This is a genomic window from Candidatus Tenderia electrophaga (assembly GCA_001447805.1).
In the GTDB taxonomy this organism is placed as follows: Bacteria; Pseudomonadota; Gammaproteobacteria; order Tenderiales; family Tenderiaceae; genus Tenderia; species Tenderia electrophaga.
Genome location: CP013099.1, coordinates 2,046,311 through 2,066,688 on the forward strand (window position 1 = coordinate 2,046,311; position 20,378 = coordinate 2,066,688).

The following is a 20,378-nucleotide window of genomic DNA, read 5'->3' on the forward strand; positions in this document are numbered from 1 at the left end:
TATCAGATGGTTACGCGATATCATTAAGTGTGTTTGTTAGTGCTGATAAGGCTTTCCACTAAATCCATGGGCAGAGGGAACACGATGGTATTGGTGCGTTCGCCGGCGATATCGGTAAGGGTCTGCAGATAGCGCAGCTGCAAGGCCTCCCGCTGCTGGGCCAGTTTCTGTGCCGCCCAGAGCAGTTTCTCCGCGGCCTCCGATTCACCCAAGGCGTGGATCACTTTGGCACGTCTGACGCGCTCGGCCTCGGCCTGTTTGGCGATGGCGCGGATCATGCTCTCATCCAGGTCGACGTGTTTGATCTCAACATTGCTGACCTTGATGCCCCAGGCGTCGGTTTGCTCGTCCAGGGCTTTCTGGATGTCCGCGTTGAGGCGATCGCGCTCGGCCAGCATCTCGTCCAATTCATGTTGTCCCAGCACCGAGCGCAAGGTGGTTTGGGCCAGCTGGCTGGTGGCCTCGAAATAATTTTCCACTTGTATGATGGCCTTGTCGGGATCGATGACGCGGAAGTACAATACCGCGTTCACATGCACCGAAACGTTGTCTCGTGAAATCACGTCTTGGGTGGGCACGTCCATGGTGATGACGCGCAGATCGACCTTGACCATTTGCTGGATCAAGGGGATGACGATGATAAAGCCCGGGCCTTTTACTTTCCAGAAGCGTCCGAGGAGAAAAATCACGCCGCGTTCATACTCGCGCAGGATGCGAATGGCAGAGAACAGAAACAGTACCACCAGGATAACAACGGCGTAGACGGCGTAAGATGATGTCATGACGCACCCTCCTCTTTGGGTTTGATGGGCTCCACCTTCAAGGTCAGGCCCGTGATGCCGGTGACCCTTAGCTCTTGGCCTTTACTCACCGGCTGGTCGGTTTTTGCATTCCAGTGTTCGCTGTGAATGAGCACGCGCCCCTGGCGATCGAAATCATCATCGGCCACGGCGGTGCCGCCTACCAGTTGTTCGAGCCCGCTGACTACCGGTCGGCGGCGTGCCTTGAGCGCCATGCCAAGGGCGACGACGAACACCAATACGCTGGTGATGGCGAAGGTGATGATGACGGCGATATCGATGCCGAAGCCCGGCGCGCGGGTATCCATGAGAATGATCGAGCCGATGACAAAGGCCACCAGCCCGCCGATTCCCAACATGCCGAAACTAGGCTGGTAGGCCTCGGCGACCATCAGCGCGACCCCGAGCAACAACAAGGCCAGCCCGGCATAGTTGATGGGTAACAGCTGAAACGAATACAGGGCCAGCAACAGGGAAATAGCGCCGACGGTGCCGGGTACAATGGCGCCGGGATTGGAGAACTCGAAAATCAGGCCATAGATTCCGATCAGCATCAGGATGTAGGCCACATTGGGATTGGTAATGATGCTGAGCAGGCGGTTGCGCCAGTCGGGTTGAATCGGGGTGATGGGCATGCCGGCGGTATCCATGGTGCGTGTCGCGCCCTGCACGTCGACTTCTCGGCCGTGGATCTGTTGCAACAAATCGCCCGTGCCGGTGGCGATGATGTCGATCACGTTCATATCCAGCGCCTCGCTGGCCGATAGGCTGGCGGCCTCGCGCACCGCCTTTTCCGCCCATTCCTGATTGCGGCCGCGCATCTGCGCCAGGCTTTGGATGTAGGCCACCGCGTCGTTGATCGCCTTGCGCTTCATCGCGCCCGGGCTGCCGTCTGCGGGTGCCTGTTTGTCTTTTTCTTGCTCGGTTTCGGGCATGCCCGGTGTAGATCCTCCACCGCCCATCTGCACCGGTGTCGCCGCCCCCAGGTTGGTGCCGGGCGCCATGGCGGCGAAGTGGCTGGCGTAGAGGATATAGGTGCCGGCGCTGGCGGCGCGCGCGCCGCTGGGGGCCACATAGGTGGCAATAGGGATCGGGGAGTTGATGATGTCCTTGATGATGCTACGCATGGAGGTATCCAGCCCGCCGGGGGTGTCCATGCGGATTATCACCAGCCTGGCGTTGCGCTGTGCCGCCACTTCCAGCGCCCTGCCGAGATAATCGTCGGTCGCCGGGCCGATGGCCTCGTCCACCGTCAACTGGATGATCGGGCTTGCACCGTTATTGCCCGAGACACCGCTCAACATCAACACGCCGGCGACCAGCAGCAATGCGCCGGCCAATTTCCGCGTCAGCTTTGTCATATTTTGACATCCATCACATCCACCCATTAACAGCATAGCTGTGATCTGAAAATAATATAGGGTATCCGCTTGGGGCGTAAAGCTTGCAATCCTTCTTGGCTTTCATATCGTGACTTGATGAGCGAAGGGCTACCACCTCAGGAAAGAATGCGTTTCGACAATGTCTGCACGCTGATGGACTCACCGCTGAAGCAATCCCACAATGAACGTCCCTGCCACAGCAAATCGATGCGCAAGTGGCGCGCTTGAAACGTGTGGCCATCGACACCCTCACCGAGACGCGCAGACGCGCTATTTGTGCTCGTGGCAGGAAGGGACCTGAGGGAGGCTTATTCGCCGGGGCGTGCCCCGGCCGGCGGCGGGTTTTTTTGCTCGGCCAGCAGCTGCTTCAGGCTGTTCAGCTGGGGCGAGTCCGGGGCCAGGTTTTCAAGCAGATTCATGCTCACTCGCGCGCCCTCGAGGCGACCGGAGACGAGATCGACAAAGCCCAGGTTGTAGATGGTCTGCACGTCTTCGGGAAAATACACCAAGGCCGTCTCCAAATGTTGGCGCGCCGCCGCCGGGCGTTGCATGATGACCAGGATCTGACCGATCCATTTATGGGCATAGCCGGTTTCCTTCAGCGCCAGCGAGGACTGCAGAATGGATAAGGCGCGTTCGAACTGCTCCTGTTTGAGCAGATAATCGGCGGTCATGAGATAGAAGTCGACAAAATACGGCGCGGCGCTCATCACCGCCAGGTATTCGCGCAAGGCCAACTTGGGTTCACCCTGCGATTCATAGTGCTCGGCCAGTTTTACGTGCGCCTGGACATAGGGCATTTGGTTCTTAAACACGGCCAAGGCCAGCTCCTCGACAATATTGCGCGGATTGTAATTGGCGATGGTGCGTTCCTCGGGTCCTTTGGACGGATAGGGATAATGATCGGTGAGGTTGATCATTCTGAGCTCCCCCAGGGCGCGGTCCAGCGGGGTAATCGGCCAGGAGTTGCGATAAAATATTTTCGACTCAAGCCTGTCGCTGTCCCAGTGCGGCTGGATGAGTCCCGTTGCTTTAATGGTATCGAAGAAGGCCTCGCTCATTAGAAGATAGCCTTCCACGTTGGGATGCAGGTGTTCCAGCATCAGTTCTTCGCCCACGATGCCGTGACGCGCCTCCGCTTCGAAGTAACGCTTCATGGGCACCACCGGCACGTCGTGTTGCGCCGCGACTTTATGGATGCTTTGATTGAAATCTTCAGAGGCCCTGAAACGTAGCCCGTCCAAGTCCTTGGCCCAGGCATAGGCTTCGCGCGCCATGCCGTACATGCCCTCCTGCTCCATCATGCCGGCCCACTCATAGACCAGGTCGGCGGGCAGATGGACGCCGTCGTCCACGGAGATAAAGGGGGCATGGTCGCGCAGGTTGCTGACCAGCTCACTGACAATCACCGGCACGTCGGCGGCATTGAACTTGGCCAGAATCTCGCTCAAATTGGCTTCGTAGTTTTTTCGGGCGTTTTCATAAGTCTCGCTGCCATAGGCGATACTGTTATCGCCCACCATCTGGCTCATCAGGGTGGCGTGGCCCGACAATTCGTCGGTGCCGCTGCTGAGCCAGCGTTTGCCGCTGTCGACTAAGCTACGTATCCACTGTACGGTCTTCAGTTTCGAGAGGGTGAGATAGGTCTTGATCATCCAGCGCGCCTGCCCCACCGTTTGCGTGGAACCGGCCCCCAGGGCGCCGTAGAATTCGTTATGGCCGCTGTAAACGAGAATGGCATCGGGTTGCTGCGCCAGGATCTCGTCGACGAAATCGAGCAAGGTAAAGCTGTTGACGGCAGCGATGCCGGTATTCACCACTTCGATATATTTGTCGGGGAAGGCGTCGGACAAACGTTGCGCCAGCACGCGCGAAAACAACACATTGCGCGGATAGGGCCAACTGGCGGCGGTGGAACCGCCCATGACGAAGATGCGATAGCCGTTGTCGGGTTTGGTCGCCTTGAAATATTCTTCCGGCGGTGAGGGTGTGTAGTACCCTTGGGGAAAATAGCGCTTGGCGACATGGGCGTTAATCCGTAGATAGGGATCATTGAAAAACGTTTCCTCCGCCGGGATAAACAGCCTCAGATCAGCGCCGTAATCGAAGGCGCGCAGGCTGAGTTCCAGCGCCACGAAAAACAGCACGGGAATGAGCAAGGCAATAAGGTGGAAAACAAATTGCCTGGGTTTTCGCGGTGTGGACATACGAGGTGACGGCGCCTGGTTCAAGCGAATCGGATATGATTGTGCCGCTGTTCAACAACGGCGTATAACTCATTGTAAATAAAGGATACGGCCTGCGGTCCGATATCTTTAACCAAGTGCGCCGCGCAATCTGTAGAAGGAGTATCGACGTAAATGGATTTTTTTCGCGAATTGCTGGTATTCCTCAAGACCAGAAAGAAATTATGGTTATTGCCCATTATCTTTATACTGCTGCTGCTGAGTGTGCTGATCGTGTTTGTCCAGGGCAGCGCCATCGCGCCGTTCATCTATGCCGTATTCTGAGTTGATCCTACCGGCCTGGCAAGTGTAAGCAAGATGGTCGAGGGTCGACGCATAACTGCGGGCGTTTTCAGGCAGGCGCTGTATCTGCTCACCATCCTGATTTTGTTCTTCGCCGCCCTCGAGCTGGTATTGGGACTGGTGGGGGTGCGTCCCCAGGCCTCGCACGAGGATCCTCTGGTCGGATTCGCCGGCAATGCCCCGCTGTTCGTGGCGCGGCCGGCTCCCACTGGCACCACGCTCATGACCACGGCCAAGAACAAAATCGAGTTCTTCAATGAACAGCAGTTCCCGGCCCACAAGCGCGACAACAGCTATCGCATCTTCTGTATGGGCGGGTCCACCACCTTCGGCCGCCCCTATAGCGACAGCACCTCGTTTTGCGGCTGGCTGCGCGCCTTTTTGCCCGTGGCCGATCCCAGCCGCAATTGGGAGCTGATCAACGCCGGCGGCGTCAGCTATGCCAGCTATCGGGTTGCCCGCCTGATGCAGGAGCTGACCCAATACCAGCCGGACCTGTTCATCGTCTATTCCGGCCAAAACGAATTTCTCGAGGAACGCTCTTACGGCGATCTGAAACGCCTGCCCTACTGGATGTTATACGGCGATTCCGTATTGAGCCATACTCGCACCTACAGCGCCTTGAAACGGGCGATCGATACGCTGGGCGCGCCGCAAGCTGCGGATAAAGCGCCACGCAGCGAGCTCAACGACGAAGTCAGCGAAGTCCTGACCCGCACCATCGGCCCTAGCAGCTATGCGCGTGACGACACGCTCAAGCAGCAGATTCTTACCCACTACGGCATAAATCTGGGACGCATGGTAACTATCGCCCGCAATGCCGGGGCCGGCATCATGTTCGTCGAGCCGGTGGTCAATCTCAAGGACATGTCACCCTTCAAGAGTACGCATCGCGCCGGGCTGGGCAATGCCGAACGGCGTGAATGGGACAAGCTTTATCAGCAGGGTAATCTGCGCTTGCAGGCCGGTGCGGCCGAGGCGGCGCTGGAATTCTATGATCAAGCCGTGCAGCTCGATGAGCGCTATGCCGAATTGCACTACCGACGGGGCCGGGCCTTGTTTGCCCTGGGCCACTATCAGGCCGCCGAAGCCGCCTTCTGGCGCGCGGTCGACGAAGATATCGCGCCGCTGCGTATGCCCAGCAGCATGCCCGGGCTGATCGCCGAAGTGGCCGACTGGCACGATGTGCCGGTGATTGATTACGATCAGGTGCTGCGCCGCGCCTATCTGCGCCGTTATGACCATGCGGTATTCGGCAATGAGTTTTTCCTTGATCACGTGCATCCCAATATCGAGGGGCACCGCTTGCTGGCCCTGCAGCTGTTGCAGCAGTTGATCGATCAGGGTGTCGTTACACCGGCACCCACCTGGAACCCGGAACGCATCACCCGTATCACGGCCGAGGTGATCGCCGGCCTGGACGACCGCGCCCACGCCAAGGCCTTGGTGACCGCCGGCCGTCTGATGGACTGGGCCGGTAAATTCGATGAGGCCCACCACTTGTTTTCCAAGGCCCTGGAAAAAGAGGGCCCCAACGGCTTTGTCTACGGCATGCTCGGCAAGACGGCGTTCAGAAACGGCAAACCGCAACAGGCCATCGACTATTACAGAAAGGCAGTGGCGGTGGCGCCAGAAATGGGCTGGGTACAGCGCGCCCTGGGGGGCTTGCTAGCGCGCAATGGCGAGATCGACGCAGCCATTGAACACTATCGCGCGGATCTGAAACTGGATGCCGACAACTATTTTTCCCACGATCGGATCGCCGTTCTGCTGGCCTCCCGGGGTGACGCACAGGGGGCGGAAGACCATTTCAAGCAGGCCCTGCGCAGCAAGCCCGATTACGGCCCCGCATTGCTGAATTATATGGTATTTCTGGGGCGGCAAGAGCGCTATCACGAGGCGGAAGCACTGGGACGACAGCTGCTGGAGACCACCCGGGACAACGCCGTGGCGCATAACAATTTCGGCATCATTATGGCGCAACAAGGCGATTTCGAACGGGCGATCGAGCATTTTTCGGAGGCGTTGCGGATTAATCCCAAACTGCGCGAGGCCGCCGACAACCTGGCTCAGGCGCAGGCCAAGCGCGCCTCACCCTAAGCGGATGCATCATCAGGCGGGGCGCTGCTATTATCTCAGACCATGCGCAGGGAGTTGCAGTGGGAAACAGATCGATGAGTGTTAGATATCGTCAGGAAAGACAGTTTGGCGCCGTACTGGCGATCATATTCGCGGCCGTGGGACTGTGGCCGCTGCTGCACGCCCAAGCACCCGCGTGGGGCTGGGTTGGCATCAGCGCCGCCCTGCTGCTTGTCGCCGGATTGGCGCCGGCCGTGTTGAGCCCGGTGGTGAAGATCTGGCTCAAGATCGGCCACATTATCGCTGTGATCAACACCTGGCTGTTGTTGGCGATCGCCTTTTTTCTACTGATCACCCCCCTCGCCCTGCTGTTTCGCCTGTTCGGCCGTGATTTGCTGGCCTTGCGTGTGAAAAAGAAGGATAGCTATTGGCTGGCGCATGACAAGCGCTGGTCACCCGACTCCTTCAAAAATCAGTTCTGATCGGCGTGTGGATTCTCGGCATTTCCGCCTACTACCATGATAGCGCCGCGGCGTTGATCAAGGACGGCCAGATTGTGGCCGCAGCGCAGGAAGAGCGCTTTTGCCGCGAGAAACACTATGCCGGTTTTCCGCGCCAGTCTATTGAATACTGCCTGGCCGAGGCCGGCATTCCGCTGCACGAAGTCGACAATATCGTTTTCTACGAAAAGCCCTTTCTCAAGTTCGAGCGTCTGCTGGAGACCTATCACGCCTTTGCACCGGCGGGCTTCGCCTCCTTCGTCAAGGCCATGCCGATATGGCTCAAGGAAAAGTTGTTTCAGAAACGCCTATTGAAACAGGAGTTCGCCGCGCTGGATGCAGATGTGGATATCACGGCAAAGCTGCTGTTTTCCGAGCACCATTTGTCCCACGCCGCATCGGCCTTTTATCCCTCGCCCTTCGAGCAGGCGCTGATCCTGACCATGGACGGCACCGGCGAATGGGCCACCACCACCGTCATGCTGGGCGAGGGGCGCGACATCCGCTTGCTCAAGGAGCTGCACTTCCCCCACTCCCTGGGACTGCTGTATTCCGCCTTCACCTATTATTGCGGCTTCAAGGTCAATGCCGGTGAATACAAACTCATGGGGCTGGCTCCCTATGGCCGGCCGACCTATGTGGAGGTCATCCGCGAACACTTGGTGGATATCGCCGCCGACGGTTCGTTTCGCCTCAATATGCGCTATTTCAATTATTGCACCGGCCTGACCATGACCAATCGCCGCTTCGACCAATTATTCGGGCGCGGGCCGCGCCGGCCTGAATCCGAGATCACACAGATGGACATGGACCTGGCCCACTCGGTTCAAGTGGTCACTGAGGAAATCGTGTTGAAGCTGTCTCGATCGCTGCGGCAGGAGTATGGCGTAGACAAGCTGTGTCTGGCCGGCGGCGTGGTCTTAAATTGCGTCGCCAACGGCAAGCTACTTCGGGAAGGTATTTTCGATGAGCTGTGGATTCAACCCGCGGCCGGCGACGCCGGCGGTGCCTTGGGCGCCGCCCTGGTGGGCTACCACCTGCATCATCAACGGGACCGAGCGGGCTTAAGCGGCGCGGACGGTATGTCGGGCAGCTATCTGGGGCCCTCATTTAGTGACGAGGATATCGGGGCGGCGTTGGAGCATTCCGGGCTGTGCTATGAATTGCAGGATGAGGATGCGCTGATTGATGCGGCGGCGAAGGCCCTGGCCGAGGACAAGGTGATCGGCTGGTTCCAAGGGCGCATGGAGTACGGTCCGCGGGCCTTGGGTAACCGCAGTATTTTGGGTGATCCGCGTTCCCCCCGCACCCAGTCGGTCATGAATCTGAAAATCAAATACCGGGAATCCTTCCGCCCCTTCGCACCGTCGGTGCTGCGCGAGGATGTGCATGAGTATTTTGACATGGAGGGCGACAGTCCCTACATGCTGCTGGTGGCACCGGTGCAACAACATCGGCGCCGACAACTATCCGACGTCACCGGGCTGGAACAGGTCAATCAAATCCGCTCCGACATCCCGGCCGTGACCCATGTGGATTATTCGGCGCGTATTCAAACGGTCTCGGCCGACGTGAATCCCCTTTACTACCGTCTCATCCAGGCGTTTAAGAGGCTCACGGGTTATGGATTGGTCGTGAACACCTCGTTCAACGTGCGCGGGGAACCGGTGGTCTGCACACCGGCGGATGCGATTCGTTGTTTCAGGAATACCGACATGGATGAGCTCTATCTCGGTCGCTGGCGCGTGCTCAAGCGCGGCTGAGCAAATTACCAGCCGCCCCAGCCACCGCCGCCGCGGCCGCCACCCCCTCCGTCACCATTGGTACAGGCGCCGTTGCCGGACCAGTCGACGTTTTGCCCCTGAATACAAAACACGGAATAGTCCTTGTTCACCGGCTGAAAACCACCGGGATTCACCGTAACCCCGTCTTTCTGGTAATAGGTGTAGGTGCCGTTACTGCCGCCATACCCTGAACCGGTGCTGTAGGTATACGCGCCGGCGCTGATGCTGTCACTGCCTTCACGGAAAAAGGTCGGTGTGATAACCGCGCCGGTATCGTCGTAATCGCCCTGATTGGCGGCAGTGTCGCCGATCAGGATGGTGCGGTTGGTGCGTTCGTTCTCGGTGATCGGGGTGTTATCGGCGTAGGTCTTGCCGCGCATGTCCAGGGTATATTCCTGGGTGATGCCTTCCGTCGGATTGGGGTCCGACATGGTCTGGGTGATCAGGGGCTTGCGATCAAACTGGTCCTTCAGGAATTCATTGCGCGTGGTGCCGTCATCGGCGACCTGTCGGATTATCACTCGATTGGGATTCCCCGTGCCTGTCCCGGTCCTGGAGGAATCGGAATCATAGGGATTGATCATGTTGAATTCGCGATTGCTGGTGCTGCTGTTATTACCGGTACTGGCGCTGGCGGCAAAGTCGTTATTGTATTCAGCCCAACCGGAGTTGGCCTCGATCATGTACTCAAGATAAAAATCATCCGTTGTGGAGTCACCGATAATGACGTGGTAATAGTTCTTGCCGCCGTAGCTGAACATGCGCTGGTAAGCGGCGGTGCCGTCAAGGTGGGCGCCGTTTTCGTCGGTGCCCCCTCCCCAGCCGCCACCGCAGTTAAAATCCGACCCAAAGGACATGCCGCAGGAATAATTGACGTCGTTGCCCGTGCTGCTGTAGTTATGGTCGTTGTTAGTGGTCGGATCAAAGTTCAGCTCAAAGGCCGCCTGGGTGTCACGCAGCGCGGGAGACAGAAACAGCAATGAGGTGGCCAGGGCCAACACCAGAGGCTGTACGAGAAATTTTAGTTTTGATCGTATAGGCGACATATCCAGATACTTCATATGCATCTGGAAAGGTTATCGACCACGTCGGGGCAGAGCTTTAGCGCTGACTAATGCACTCAATTACCCCTTTTTAATTAACAGATCATTGACGATGCTCATGTTACACGCAAAACAACCTCATTATTTCAATCAGATACAGGCTACCAGCCGCCCCAACCGCCACCGCCACGGCCACCACCCCCGCCGTCACCATTGGTACAGGCGCCGTTGCCGGACCAGTCGACGTTTTGCTCCTGGATACAAAACACGGAATAGTCCTTGTCCACCGGCTGAAAACCGCTGTTATCTACCGTGACACCGTCGCTCTGATAATATATGTAAGTCCCATCACTGCCCCCATAGCCCGAACCGGTGCTGTAGGTATACGCCCCGGCGCTGATGGTGTCATTGCCTTCGCGGAAAAAGGTCGGTGTGATCACCGCATAGGTATCATCGTAGTCGCCCTGATTGGCGGCCGTGTCACCGATCAGGATGGTCCGGTTGGTGCGTTCGTTCTCGGTGATCGGGGTGTTATCGGCGTAGGTCTTGCCGCGCATGTCCAGGGTGTATTCCTGGATGATGCCTTCGGTCGGGTCATTATCTGTCACGGTTTGAGTGATCAGCGGTTTTCTGTCGAATTGGTCCTTTAGAAATTCGTTGTAGGTAATGCCGTCATCCAGAATCTGGCGCATGATGACGCGGTTCGGGTTCCCCGTCCCGGTGCCTGTTCTGGAGGAATCGGCGCTATAGGGATTGTCCATGTTGAATTCGCGATCGCTGGTCGTGGAATTGTTACCGGTACTGGCGCTGGCGGCGAAATCGCCGTTGTAGCGGTCCCAGCCGGAGTCGGCCTCGATCATATACTCCATATAAAAACTGTCCTGGGTGTAATCGCCGATAATGACGTGGTAATAGGTTTTGCCGCCACTGGTGAACATGCGCTGGTAGGCGGCCGTGCCGTCGTCGTGGGAACCGTTCTCATCAAAAGAGCCGCCGAAACCACCACTGTCACAATTGAAATCGGAGATATACGACATATTGCAGGAATAGTTGATGTCGTTGGAGGTGCTGTCATAACTGCCGTCATCCGGGATGAAGTTGAGGGTGAAGGCGGCCCGGCTGTCTTTCAAGGCGGGCGAGAAAAATAGCGTTATGCCAGCTATCACGAATACGAACACGCGAAGAGGATTCGCAAAAGATTGGTTTTCGCTGCCGAACAGAGTCATCATCAGGCCCTTATTACTGCACCTAATATCTATATCGGCTTGTTCTAATACATCTTTAGACTCTGTTTAATATTTTATATAGCCTATTCTATTGCTTGATTTTATATCTGACCAAATTACTCAGATATAACGAATTATTGTTACTATATCAATATCTTTAATAAGTCTTGGGGGAAGACGTGTGTTTGCTTTAATAGCCCCGCCTGTACGCGGCCGGCGGAACCTTATTGTTTGGCATGGCATTAATAAGCTCTTAGGCCGCTAGCGCCCCGGCGGTTTAGCGTTTAGTCATTGTCTGCCGCCTCGATCAACAGCTTTCCGTCAAGGGCCTTCTTGGCCTTGGCGCCCAGCTTTTTCAGCTTTTCGGTGCGACCCACAAGGTTACCTTTGCCGTCCACCAGACGCTTACGCGCGGTGTGGTAGGCGTCGCTGGCCTTACCGAGCTTATCGCCGATATCGTCCATGGATTCAACAAACAGCACAAACTGGTCGTAGAGACTGCCGGCCCGGTCGGCAATCTCCAGGGCATTGCGATTCTGGTATTCATAACGCCAGATGTTGTGCACAGTCTTAAGAGTGGCTAGCAAAGTGGTGGGACTGACCACGATGATGTTCTTGTCGAAGGCCTCGCGGAAGATATCGCGGTCGTTTTCCACCGCGGTGATGAAGGCTGCCTCGATGGGCACGAACAGCAGCACGAAATCGAGCGACCTAATTTCGGCCAGGCTTTCATAGTTTTTGACGCTGAGCGCTTTTATGTGGGCCTTGAGTGAGGCGATGTGCTCCTTTAAAGCGGCCTGGCGCTGGGCGTCGTCATCGCTGGAACAGTAACGTTCATAGGCGGTGAGCGAGACCTTGGAGTCGATCACGATATCCTTGCCCTCGGGCAGGTGGACGATCACGTCCGGGCGCAGGCGCTTGCCCTCCTCGCCGGTGAACGTGCCTTGGGTTTCGTACTCGCGGCCGTTATGCAGGCCGGATTCCTCCAGCACCCGTTCCAGGATCACCTCGCCCCAGGTGCCCTGGGTCTTGGTCTGGCCCTTGAGCGCGTTGGTGAGGTTGAGGGCATCTTCGCTGATCTGCAGGTTCAGGTCTTTCAGGCTCTTGATCTCATGAAATAGGGACATGCGGTCCTTGGATTCCTTGTCATAGACATCCTCCACCTTGCGCCGGAAATCGCCCAATTGTTCGCGCAAGGGGTGCAGCACGCGATCGATATTTTCACGGTTTTGTTCGGTGAATTTTTTGCTCTTTTCGTCCAGGATCTTGTTGGCAAGGTTTTCGAACTCGGTGTTGAGCCGGGTGCGGGTCTCTTCCAGGAGTTTAAGTTTTTCCGTGGATTGTTTGCGCTCCTCGGCCAGTTGGGTTTCCAACCGGGCGATGGCGGCACGCAGCTGGCTGTTTTCGTCCTGGCGCGCTTGATTTTCGTGCCTCAGCTCGGCCGATTGCTTTTCCAGGCGGGCGCCGTTCTGCCTTTCGGCCTCCAGTTGGGCCTGGAGTACACCGCTTTGCTGCGCCGCCGCGCCACCGCGCAGTTTGAGCCACAGCGCGGCGATCACGGCGCCGAGCAGGATGCCGGCAAGCACATAAAGCAGAACCATATCCATCCAAACGAGTCCTTTAGTAAGATCCACCCGCAAATTACACCACAGTAATCGGCGCTTGCCAGGATTGCAAGCGATTCACTATAGTAATCAGACATCTACAATCAAAAGTTAATACATTATGCCAAAATCCGACACGCAGCAGTTCCCCCATCTCGAGCACATGATCCACCTCAACCACGCCGCTGTGGCCCCCTGGCCGGCGGTGACGCGGGATGCGGTGCGGGGCTTCGCCGATGAAAACGCCCGTCTCGGCTCGAGCCATTATCCCGCCTGGCTCAAGCTGGAGCAGCTGTTACGGCGCCAACTGGCGGAACTGATCAACGCCCCCTCCGCCGACGACATCGCCCTGGTCAAGAACACCTCCGAGGCGCTCTCCTTCGTCGCCTACGGCCTGGAGTGGCAGGTGGGTCACAACATCGTTTCCAGCGATCAGGAGTTTCCCTCCAATCGCATCGTCTGGGAATCCTTGGGGCAATACGGGGTGGAGTTTCGCGAGGCTGATCTGAACAGCGGCGCCAGTCCCGAGGAGGCGCTGTTCGCCAAGGTGGATCAGAACACGCGCATGATCACCATCAGTTCCATCCAGTATGCCTCGGGCTTGCGCATGGACCTGGAACGCATCGGCCGGTTCTGCCGCGAAAATGGAATCCTGTTCTGCGTCGACGCCATCCAGAGTGTCGGTGCGGTGCAATTCGACGTGCAGGCCGTCAAGGCCGACTTCGTCATGGCCGACGGCCACAAGTGGATGCTGGGGCCGGAGGGGCTGGGCTTTTTCTACTGCCGCCCCGAGTTGCGCGAACAGCTCAAGCTGACCCAGTACGGCTGGCACATGGTCGATCCGCTGGGCAACTACACCTATAAAGATTGGAAGGTCGCCAAGACGGCGCGGCGCTTCGAGTGCGGCAGCCCGAATATGATCGCCATTCATGCCTTGCAGGCCAGTATTCAATTGCTGCTGGAGACCGGCATGGATCTAGTGGAAAGACGGCTGTTGGAAAACAGTCGCTATTTATGCCAACGAATAGATGCCATGCAAGGTGTAGAGTTGCTCACCAATACCGACGCGGGGCGCTACGGCGGCATTGTCAGTTTTACTGCCGGTGACAAGGATGATGAGATATTCCAGACGTTGCAGCAGCGTAATGTGTTCTGCGCTTTGCGTGGCGGCGGGATACGGTTTTCGCCGCATTTCTATACGCCGCGGGCGCTGCTGGATGAGGCATTGGAGGTTGTGGCTAGGGGGCTTTAAATCCCCCCTAGCCCCCCTTTAGGAAAGGGGGGAATGATTCTCTGCCAACCCGCTTAGTGTCATGTATTGTTCCCCCCTTTGAAAAAGGGGGGCTAGGGGGGATTTAGGGATTCAGCCCCTGCACTGAGGAAACAACCGATAGAAATTCTCGGTAGTCGCCGCCGCCACCTCCTCCACCGAAATCCCCTTCAGCTCGGCAATATGCTCGGCCACGTAGCGGGTATAGCCGGGCTGATTGCTCTTGCCGCGATACGGCATGGGGGTCAGATAGGGCGAATCGGTCTCCACCAGCATCTTCTCCAACGGGCACTGCCGGGCCACCTGTTTCAACTCGGTGGCATTTTTGAAGGTGACGATGCCGGAAAAGGAGATGACGAAGTTGAGCTCAATGGCGCGCCGCGCCGTCTCCCAGTCATCCACAAAGCAATGCATGATACCGCCGAACTCGTCGGCGCCCTCCTCGGCCATGATGTTGAGGGTGTCGGGTTGGGCCTCGCGGCTGTGGATGATCAGGGGCTTGCCCGTCTGTCTGGCGGCGCGGATGTGGCGCCGAAAGCGCTCGCGCTGCCATTCCAGCTCACCCTCACTCCTGAAGTAATCCAGCCCGGTCTCGCCGATGGCGATCACCTTGGGATGGGCGGCCAGCTCCACCAATCTTGCCACGCTGGGTTCTTCACCCGCGTCTTCATTGGGATGGACGCCCACCGAGGCATAGACCTGTTCGTAGCGCTCCACGATCGCCATCATGGCGGGCCACAGCTCCAGATTGATGGCGACGCAGAGCATCTGCTGGACGTCCAGCGCCCGGGCCTGCTCGAAGACATGGTCCAGGTCGCCGCCGAGGGCCTCCAAATCAAGACGATCCAGGTGACAATGGGAATCTATCAATTGCATAGACATAAAATTGAAAGTATTACTTTAAGGGAATTACATGGTATGGGTGGGACGATCCGACTTGAGCGCGCCGCCCAGATAGGTTTCGATCTTCTTGCGCGCATTCTCGCCGTCCTGGTCGGAGGCGAATTGCACCCCGATGCCGGCCACCCGGTTGCCCTGGGCGCCCTTGGGGGTGATCCAAATCACCTTGCCGACGATAGGCAGTTTTTCGGTCTCTTCCATCAGCTTGAGCAGCATGAAGACTTCGTCGCCCAGCTTGTAGTCCTTGTTGGTGGGGATAAACAGGCCGCCGTTTTTGACAAACGGCATATAGGCCGCGTAAAGGGCGCCTTTGTCCTTGATGGTGAGTGACAAAATCCCTTGTCGCGGCGCTGCGGGGGCAGACGGTTTGTTGTCTTCTGCTTCAGCCATTGGCTTAGTTATCGTACCTAACTTGTTTTATCTTTAAGCAATTTTCTGCTTGTTGTGAGCCACGCTGTGCTGCCAGTGGATCAATACGGATTCCATTACCAGGCTGGGGTTGAGATTGCGCTCCAGCGCCCGCTGCGCCTGTCTGACACGATCCTGCAACAGAAACAGCTGAGTCAAAGATACCTGATCCGCCAACTTTAGCAAACGGTCGTGAAGATCCGGGTTGGCCTGACGCGGCGGTCGCCCGGCGGCGCTCTTGAGGCGAATCATGTCGGCGCTCCAGGAATAGAGCCAATCCAGGCTGCGCTCGGCGCCCAGCTTGACGCACTGCGCTGCCAGGGCAATCGGGTCGAGTTGGCGGCGCACGAATTGTTCCAGGCCGTCCAGCAGGCGCTCGCGTTGTTGCGCCATGCCGTCGCCGGACAGTTCCAAGGCCTTGAGGGGCGCGCCCCCGGCCAGGGCGAGCAATAGATCGATATCGGCATCAGTCGGTAGCTGCTGCGCCAACCAGGCGCGGCCGGCATCCGGCTCGATGCCGAAACGGACCTCTTGGCAGCGCGAGCGGATGGTGGCCGGCAGCTGGGCCGGCTGGTGGGTGACCAGCAGCAACAGGGTCTCGGCCGAGGGTTCTTCCAGGGTCTTGAGCAGGCTGTTGCTGGCATTGATGTTCATGACCTCGGCGGGCTCGATGATCACCACCTTGTAACCGGCGTATTGGGACGTGAGTGTCACGAACTGGGCGATGGCGCGGACCTGGTCCACGGCGATCACCTTTTTGCCTTCCGGCGGCGCCATCGAGATGATGTCCGGGTGGTTGCCGGCCTCATACAGCCGGCAATAGCGGCACACCCCGCACGGGATGGCGTCTTGCAGCGTTGTCTCGCATAACAGACTTTGGGCGAACAGCCGCGCGAAGGCCGCTTTGCCCATCCCCTGCGCACCGGTCAGCAGCAGCGCATGGGGCAGCCGGCCTTGTTGCCGCGCGGCCTGGAGGCGCTGCCATTGGGACTGTTGCCAGGGATACACGGACGACATGTTCAATACGCCTTGATTAGCCGGTTGATGACTTCACCGAGTTGTATCTTAACCTGTTCCAGCGGCTGGGCGGCATCGATGACGCAATAGCGCCCGGGCGCTTGACTGGCCATGTCCAGGTAGGCCTGGCGCACCTTGATGAAAAAGGCCTGCTGTTCCCGTTCAAAGCGATCGGCCTGTTGCGCGCGCCCCGCGGCACGCGCCAGCCCCACTCCCACCGGCGCATCCAGCAGCAGGGTGGCGTCGGGCCGCAGCTCGCCCTGCACCCACTGCTCCAAGGCGGCGATACGCGCCATGTCGATGCCGCGGCCACCGCCCTGGTAGGCATAGGTGGCGTCGGTAAAACGATCGCATAACACCCACTTGCCCTGCGCCAGGGCCGGTCGGATCACCTCGGCGATATGCTGGGCCCGGGCCGCGAACATGAGCAGCAGCTCGGTGTCGGCAGTGATGCGTTCATTGGTGTGATCCAACAACAGGGCGCGGATCTTTTCACCCAGCGGGGTACCGCCCGGTTCGCGGCTCAACACGACTTGGATACCTGCCGCCAACAGCGCTTCATGCACGTATTCCATGTTGGTGGACTTGCCCACCCCTTCGATGCCTTCGACGGTGATAAACAGACCTGGTTTCATGCTGAGCTCTTATGGTTGGCGCCTGAGTTGGTATTGTCGCACTGCGTTAATGTGTTCTTCCAGCGTGGCGGAGAAATGGTGACTGCCGTCGCCCTTGGCGACGAAGTACAGGCTTTCACCCGGCGCGGGATGCAAGGCGGCATAGACCGCGTCGGCGCCCGGCAGGGCGATGGGCGTGGGCGGCAGGCCATGACGGGTGTAGGTGTTATAAGGGGTGTCATGGCGTAGGTCACGACGCCGGATATTGCCGTCAAAATCCTCGCCCAGGCCGTAGATCACGGTGGGGTCGGTCTGCAGGCGCATGCCCTTTTCCAGCCGCCGCACAAAGACGCCGGCGATTTCGGCCCGCTCCGCCGGCACGGCGGTCTCCTTCTCGATGATGGATGCCATGATCAGAGCCTCGTAGGGGCTTGCATAGGGCAGCCCGGCGGCGCGCAGCGGCCACTCGCGTTGCAAGAGCGCGCGCATGGCCTGATAGGCGCGTTTGAGGAATTCCACATCACTCAGGCCGGCGGCGAAGTGATAGGTCTCGGGGAGAAAGCGGCCTTCCGGATGCTCCCCCGCCACCCCCAGGCGGTGCATGATTTGGGCGCTGTCCAAACCCTCCAGGGTATGGCTCAGCTTTTCATGCGCGGCGACCGCCTGCAGCATCTCTTTGAAGGTCCAGCCTTCGACAACGGTGAGGGCGTATTGCACCACCTCGCCGGCCACCATGCGATCGAGCAGTTGCAGCGGCGTCATGCCGGGTTCGAGGCGGTATTCGCCAGCTTGGAGCCGTTGCGCGTGGCCGCGCCAGCGCCCCACGAGGCTGAGATAGCGCGGCTGCTCGATCACCCCCGCGTTGTGGAGCCGGCGCGCAATCCCACTCAGGCTGCTGCCCGGCTCAACCACGAAGATCTTTTCTGCGGTGACATTCATCGCGTTGCGCTGAAAGCTAAACAGCTCGAACGCGAACCAGCCCCCCACCAGACCTAGACCGATGGCGCTGATGCCTAGCAGCTTGAAAACGAATTTAGATATTTTCATGGCCCGCATGCTCATGCCTGGCGCGATCAAGCGCGTTGATGATCTGGTGCGTCAGCGGCCCCGCTGGAAAGCTATACTGCTCCAGTTGTTTGAGTGGCCAAATACCAATCAGGGAGTTGCAAATGAACAGCTCGTCCGCGGCCTCGAGGTCAGCGCGGCTGAAGTGACCGATGTCACACGGAATGTGGCCGCTACGGGCGATATCCAGAATCACATCCCGCATAATGCCGGCCACGCCGCAGTTGGCCAAATCAGGCGTGTACAGCGTGCCGGCCTTGATAAAAAACACATTGCTCATGGTGGCTTCGATGAGATGCCCGTGCACATCCAGCATCAGCCCCTCATGGATATGTGCGTCATCCCATTCACTGCGCGCCAGGACTTGTTCCAAGCGGTTGAGGTGTTTGATGCCGGCCAAGGCCGGATTGATGCCGAGCGCCGTTGTACAGATACGGGCCGCCACCCCGGCGCGTTGATTGGCGGCGGGATGGTCGGGCCAATCGTACAAGGAGACGATCCGGTTGGGCCGCGCCAGGGTGTACTCGGGGGCGCGATAACCGCGACCGCCCTCGCCACGGGTGACGATGATCTTGATCACCGCCTCACTGCGGCCTTGAAGCAAGTGCCGCGCCTCGGCCAACAGCAATCGGCTGTCCGGACACGGGATCTGCAAGCGCCGGCAGCCGGCCTGCAATCGCTGCATGTGTTGCTGCCAGAACTCCAGTCGGCCCCGGCGTACCGCGATGGTTTCGAACAGGCCGTCACCGTACTGCAGGCCGCGATCCTGCAAACCGATGTCGATGGCGCTGTGACCGTTAAGCAGATGCGGCATCATCCAAACCCAGGGCGCGCAATAAGCCGCGCGCCTTGGCGCGGGTCTCCTGCAGTTCGTGTTCGGCAACGGAATCGGCGACGATACCGGCACCGGTACGGAAGCTAAGCCGATCGCCGTCCAACAACATGGTGCGAATCAGAATATTGAAGTCCATGCGGCCGCAATGGCTGATGTAACCCACCGAACCGGTATAGGGACCGCGCGCCGTGTGTTCCAACGCCTGAATGATTTCCATGCAACGCACCTTGGGACAGCCGGTGATGGTGCCGCCGGGAAACACCGCCCGAATCACCTCCATGGGCGTGACCCCGCGGCGCAGACGGCCGCTGACATTGGACACGATGTGGTGCACATGGGCATAGGATTCCAGCACCATCAACTCATCCACGCGCATACTGCCCGGCTGGCACACGCGCCCCAGATCATTGCGCTCCAGATCGATGAGCATGACATGCTCGGCGCGTTCTTTGGGATGGGCCATCAGGGTGTCCGAAAAGGCCCGGTCGGCCGCCTGATCACCGCTGCGCGGCCGGGTGCCGGCAATGGGACGGGTGCTGGCCCGAGCGTCGTGCACTTCCACCAAGCGCTCGGGCGAAGAGCTGATAATGGCCGTGCCGCCGTAATTCACCAGCGCCGCAAACGGTGCCGGGTTGTGGCGGCGCAGCGATTGATACACATCGATCGCTGTCGTCTGGCGCAGCTGCATACGCCAGGCGCGCGATAGATTGACCTGGAACACATCACCCTCGCGGATGTAATCGCGAATACGATTCACAGCGTCGAGGTAGCGCTGCGGATCATCTTCCTCCACCCCCAGCACCTGGGGCGGCATGTCAATCAGCGCGTCAGCATCGCCAAGGTCCGCCTCCATCTGCGCCAGCAACGCTTCTCGACCCGGTTCGCAGACAAGATAGGTGCAGGCGTGGTGATGATCACGGATCAGCGCGGCCGGTATGCGGGTGGCGAACGCGCTGGGCAAGGGGGTCTGTTCAGCCGGCAGATTCAGCGTCGGTTCTATCTCCGCGGCCAGCTCGTAGCCGAGGTAGACAAACCAGCCGCCCGCAAACGGCAACTCCGTTTCCAGCACGGGCACGTGATGACGCCGCCAGTCCTGTTCCAGTTGGTCGAGAAAACCGCTATCGCCGGCTTCCATGCCAGCGCCCGGAAAAGCGAACAGGATGTCGTAGCGCGACTGCGGCGTACCGTGTACCACGCTCTCAAGCAGGTAGGGATAACGCTCGGGCTGAGACTGGTGCAGCGCCAGCAGATCAATCGTGCTGTCCAGACGGCGGATACAGGGTGATGGCCGAATCAACATGCGACACCCGAGTCTGCATGGGG

General features: G+C 58.7%; 17 protein-coding genes. 4 read left to right on the top strand and 13 right to left on the bottom strand.

Annotated elements, in window-relative coordinates:
* Window positions 1-23: 23 nt before the first annotated feature.
* From Tel_09370 to Tel_09380, 3 genes are all read right to left on the bottom strand, one after another.
* Entirely contained in the window at window positions 24-782 is a 759-nt protein-coding gene (locus tag Tel_09370) for a hypothetical protein (protein ALP53346.1), read from the bottom strand.
* Window positions 779-2,161 (bottom strand): serine protease, encoded by a 1,383-nt coding sequence (locus Tel_09375; protein ID ALP53347.1) that lies wholly within the window; start codon window positions 2,159-2,161, stop codon window positions 779-781. Before Tel_09375 ends, Tel_09370 begins: the two co-directional genes overlap by 4 nt.
* A gap of 329 nt (window positions 2,162-2,490) precedes the next feature.
* Window positions 2,491-4,341 (bottom strand): hypothetical protein, encoded by a 1,851-nt coding sequence (locus tag Tel_09380; GenBank protein ALP53348.1) that lies wholly within the window; start codon window positions 4,339-4,341, stop codon window positions 2,491-2,493.
* Window positions 4,342-4,725: 384 nt separating this feature from the next.
* Between Tel_09380 and Tel_09385 the strand changes: the two genes are divergently transcribed.
* The 3 genes from Tel_09385 (at window position 4,726) to Tel_09395 (ending at window position 9,052) form a co-directional block, all read left to right on the top strand.
* A complete protein-coding gene (locus Tel_09385) occupies window positions 4,726-6,810 on the top strand; it encodes a hypothetical protein (GenBank protein ID ALP53349.1) in 2,085 nt (694 codons plus the stop codon).
* Window positions 6,811-6,884: 74 nt separating this feature from the next.
* Window positions 6,885-7,271, top strand: coding sequence for a hypothetical protein (locus Tel_09390; protein ALP53350.1), 387 nt, complete (start codon window positions 6,885-6,887; stop codon window positions 7,269-7,271).
* Between the two features lie 5 nt (window positions 7,272-7,276).
* Window positions 7,277-9,052 carry a hypothetical protein gene (locus tag Tel_09395; protein ID ALP53351.1) on the top strand — a complete coding sequence of 592 codons (1,776 nt, stop codon included), beginning with the start codon at window positions 7,277-7,279 and terminating at the stop codon, window positions 9,050-9,052.
* Window positions 9,053-9,057: 5 nt separating this feature from the next.
* Here the strand turns inward: Tel_09395 and Tel_09400 are convergent, their stop codons facing one another.
* The 3 genes from Tel_09400 to Tel_09410 form a co-directional block, all read right to left on the bottom strand.
* On the bottom strand, window positions 9,058-10,134 hold the full coding sequence (locus Tel_09400; protein ALP53352.1) for a hypothetical protein: 1,077 nt from the start codon (window positions 10,132-10,134) through the stop codon (window positions 9,058-9,060).
* 143 nt (window positions 10,135-10,277) lie between these two features.
* Window positions 10,278-11,345 (bottom strand): hypothetical protein, encoded by a 1,068-nt coding sequence (locus tag Tel_09405; protein ALP53353.1) that lies wholly within the window; start codon window positions 11,343-11,345, stop codon window positions 10,278-10,280.
* A 281-nt stretch (window positions 11,346-11,626) separates the two neighbouring features.
* Window positions 11,627-12,949 carry a hypothetical protein gene (locus Tel_09410; GenBank protein ID ALP53354.1) on the bottom strand — a complete coding sequence of 441 codons (1,323 nt, stop codon included), beginning with the start codon at window positions 12,947-12,949 and terminating at the stop codon, window positions 11,627-11,629.
* Window positions 12,950-13,067: 118 nt separating this feature from the next.
* On the opposite strand from Tel_09410, the gene Tel_09415 reads away from it, so the two are divergent.
* A complete protein-coding gene (locus Tel_09415) occupies window positions 13,068-14,198 on the top strand; it encodes a class V aminotransferase (protein ALP53355.1) in 1,131 nt (376 codons plus the stop codon).
* 111 nt (window positions 14,199-14,309) lie between these two features.
* Here the strand turns inward: Tel_09415 and Tel_09420 are convergent, their stop codons facing one another.
* The 7 genes from Tel_09420 to Tel_09450 are packed head-to-tail and all read right to left on the bottom strand — an operon-like array spanning window position 14,310 to window position 20,355.
* A complete protein-coding gene (locus tag Tel_09420) occupies window positions 14,310-15,092 on the bottom strand; it encodes a hypothetical protein (protein ID ALP53356.1) in 783 nt (260 codons plus the stop codon).
* A gap of 33 nt (window positions 15,093-15,125) precedes the next feature.
* Entirely contained in the window at window positions 15,126-15,506 is a 381-nt protein-coding gene (locus Tel_09425) for a pilus assembly protein PilZ (GenBank protein ID ALP53357.1), read from the bottom strand.
* A gap of 33 nt (window positions 15,507-15,539) precedes the next feature.
* Window positions 15,540-16,541, bottom strand: a complete 1,002-nt coding sequence (locus Tel_09430) for a hypothetical protein (protein ID ALP53358.1) — start codon at window positions 16,539-16,541, stop codon at window positions 15,540-15,542.
* A 2-nt stretch (window positions 16,542-16,543) separates the two neighbouring features.
* Window positions 16,544-17,176: a thymidylate kinase gene (locus Tel_09435; GenBank protein ALP53359.1), complete on the bottom strand. Its 633-nt coding sequence runs from the start codon at window positions 17,174-17,176 to the stop codon at window positions 16,544-16,546.
* A gap of 9 nt (window positions 17,177-17,185) precedes the next feature.
* Window positions 17,186-18,196 carry an aminodeoxychorismate lyase gene (locus Tel_09440; GenBank protein ALP54804.1) on the bottom strand — a complete coding sequence of 337 codons (1,011 nt, stop codon included), beginning with the start codon at window positions 18,194-18,196 and terminating at the stop codon, window positions 17,186-17,188.
* Window positions 18,189-19,034, bottom strand: a complete 846-nt coding sequence (locus Tel_09445; protein ALP54805.1) for a hypothetical protein — start codon at window positions 19,032-19,034, stop codon at window positions 18,189-18,191. The genes Tel_09440 and Tel_09445 overlap by 8 nt, the downstream gene beginning before the upstream one ends.
* Window positions 19,018-20,355: an aminodeoxychorismate synthase, component I gene (locus tag Tel_09450; GenBank protein ALP53360.1), complete on the bottom strand. Its 1,338-nt coding sequence runs from the start codon at window positions 20,353-20,355 to the stop codon at window positions 19,018-19,020. Before Tel_09450 ends, Tel_09445 begins: the two co-directional genes overlap by 17 nt.
* Window positions 20,356-20,378 lie beyond the last annotated feature (23 nt).

Bases quoted from the DNA above. Each gene is read 5' to 3' on its own strand.
- Tel_09385 (ALP53349.1), top strand. From the start codon at position 4,726: ATGGTCGAGGGTCGACGCATAACTGCGGGCGTTTTCAGGCAGGCGCTG.
- Tel_09430 (ALP53358.1), bottom strand. From the start codon at position 16,541: ATGTCGTCCGTGTATCCCTGGCAACAGTCCCAATGGCAGCGCCTCCAG.
- Tel_09420 (ALP53356.1), bottom strand. From the start codon at position 15,092: ATGCAATTGATAGATTCCCATTGTCACCTGGATCGTCTTGATTTGGAG.
- Tel_09415 (ALP53355.1), top strand. From the start codon at position 13,068: ATGCCAAAATCCGACACGCAGCAGTTCCCCCATCTCGAGCACATGATC.
- Tel_09445 (ALP54805.1), bottom strand. From the start codon at position 19,034: ATGCCGCATCTGCTTAACGGTCACAGCGCCATCGACATCGGTTTGCAG.
- Tel_09400 (ALP53352.1), bottom strand. From the start codon at position 10,134: ATGAAGTATCTGGATATGTCGCCTATACGATCAAAACTAAAATTTCTC.
- Tel_09410 (ALP53354.1), bottom strand. From the start codon at position 12,949: ATGGATATGGTTCTGCTTTATGTGCTTGCCGGCATCCTGCTCGGCGCC.
- Tel_09370 (ALP53346.1), bottom strand. From the start codon at position 782: ATGACATCATCTTACGCCGTCTACGCCGTTGTTATCCTGGTGGTACTG.
- Tel_09450 (ALP53360.1), bottom strand. From the start codon at position 20,355: ATGTTGATTCGGCCATCACCCTGTATCCGCCGTCTGGACAGCACGATT.
- Tel_09390 (ALP53350.1), top strand. From the start codon at position 6,885: ATGAGTGTTAGATATCGTCAGGAAAGACAGTTTGGCGCCGTACTGGCG.
- Tel_09375 (ALP53347.1), bottom strand. From the start codon at position 2,161: ATGACAAAGCTGACGCGGAAATTGGCCGGCGCATTGCTGCTGGTCGCC.
- Tel_09425 (ALP53357.1), bottom strand. From the start codon at position 15,506: ATGGCTGAAGCAGAAGACAACAAACCGTCTGCCCCCGCAGCGCCGCGA.
- Tel_09405 (ALP53353.1), bottom strand. From the start codon at position 11,345: ATGATGACTCTGTTCGGCAGCGAAAACCAATCTTTTGCGAATCCTCTT.
- Tel_09435 (ALP53359.1), bottom strand. From the start codon at position 17,176: ATGAAACCAGGTCTGTTTATCACCGTCGAAGGCATCGAAGGGGTGGGC.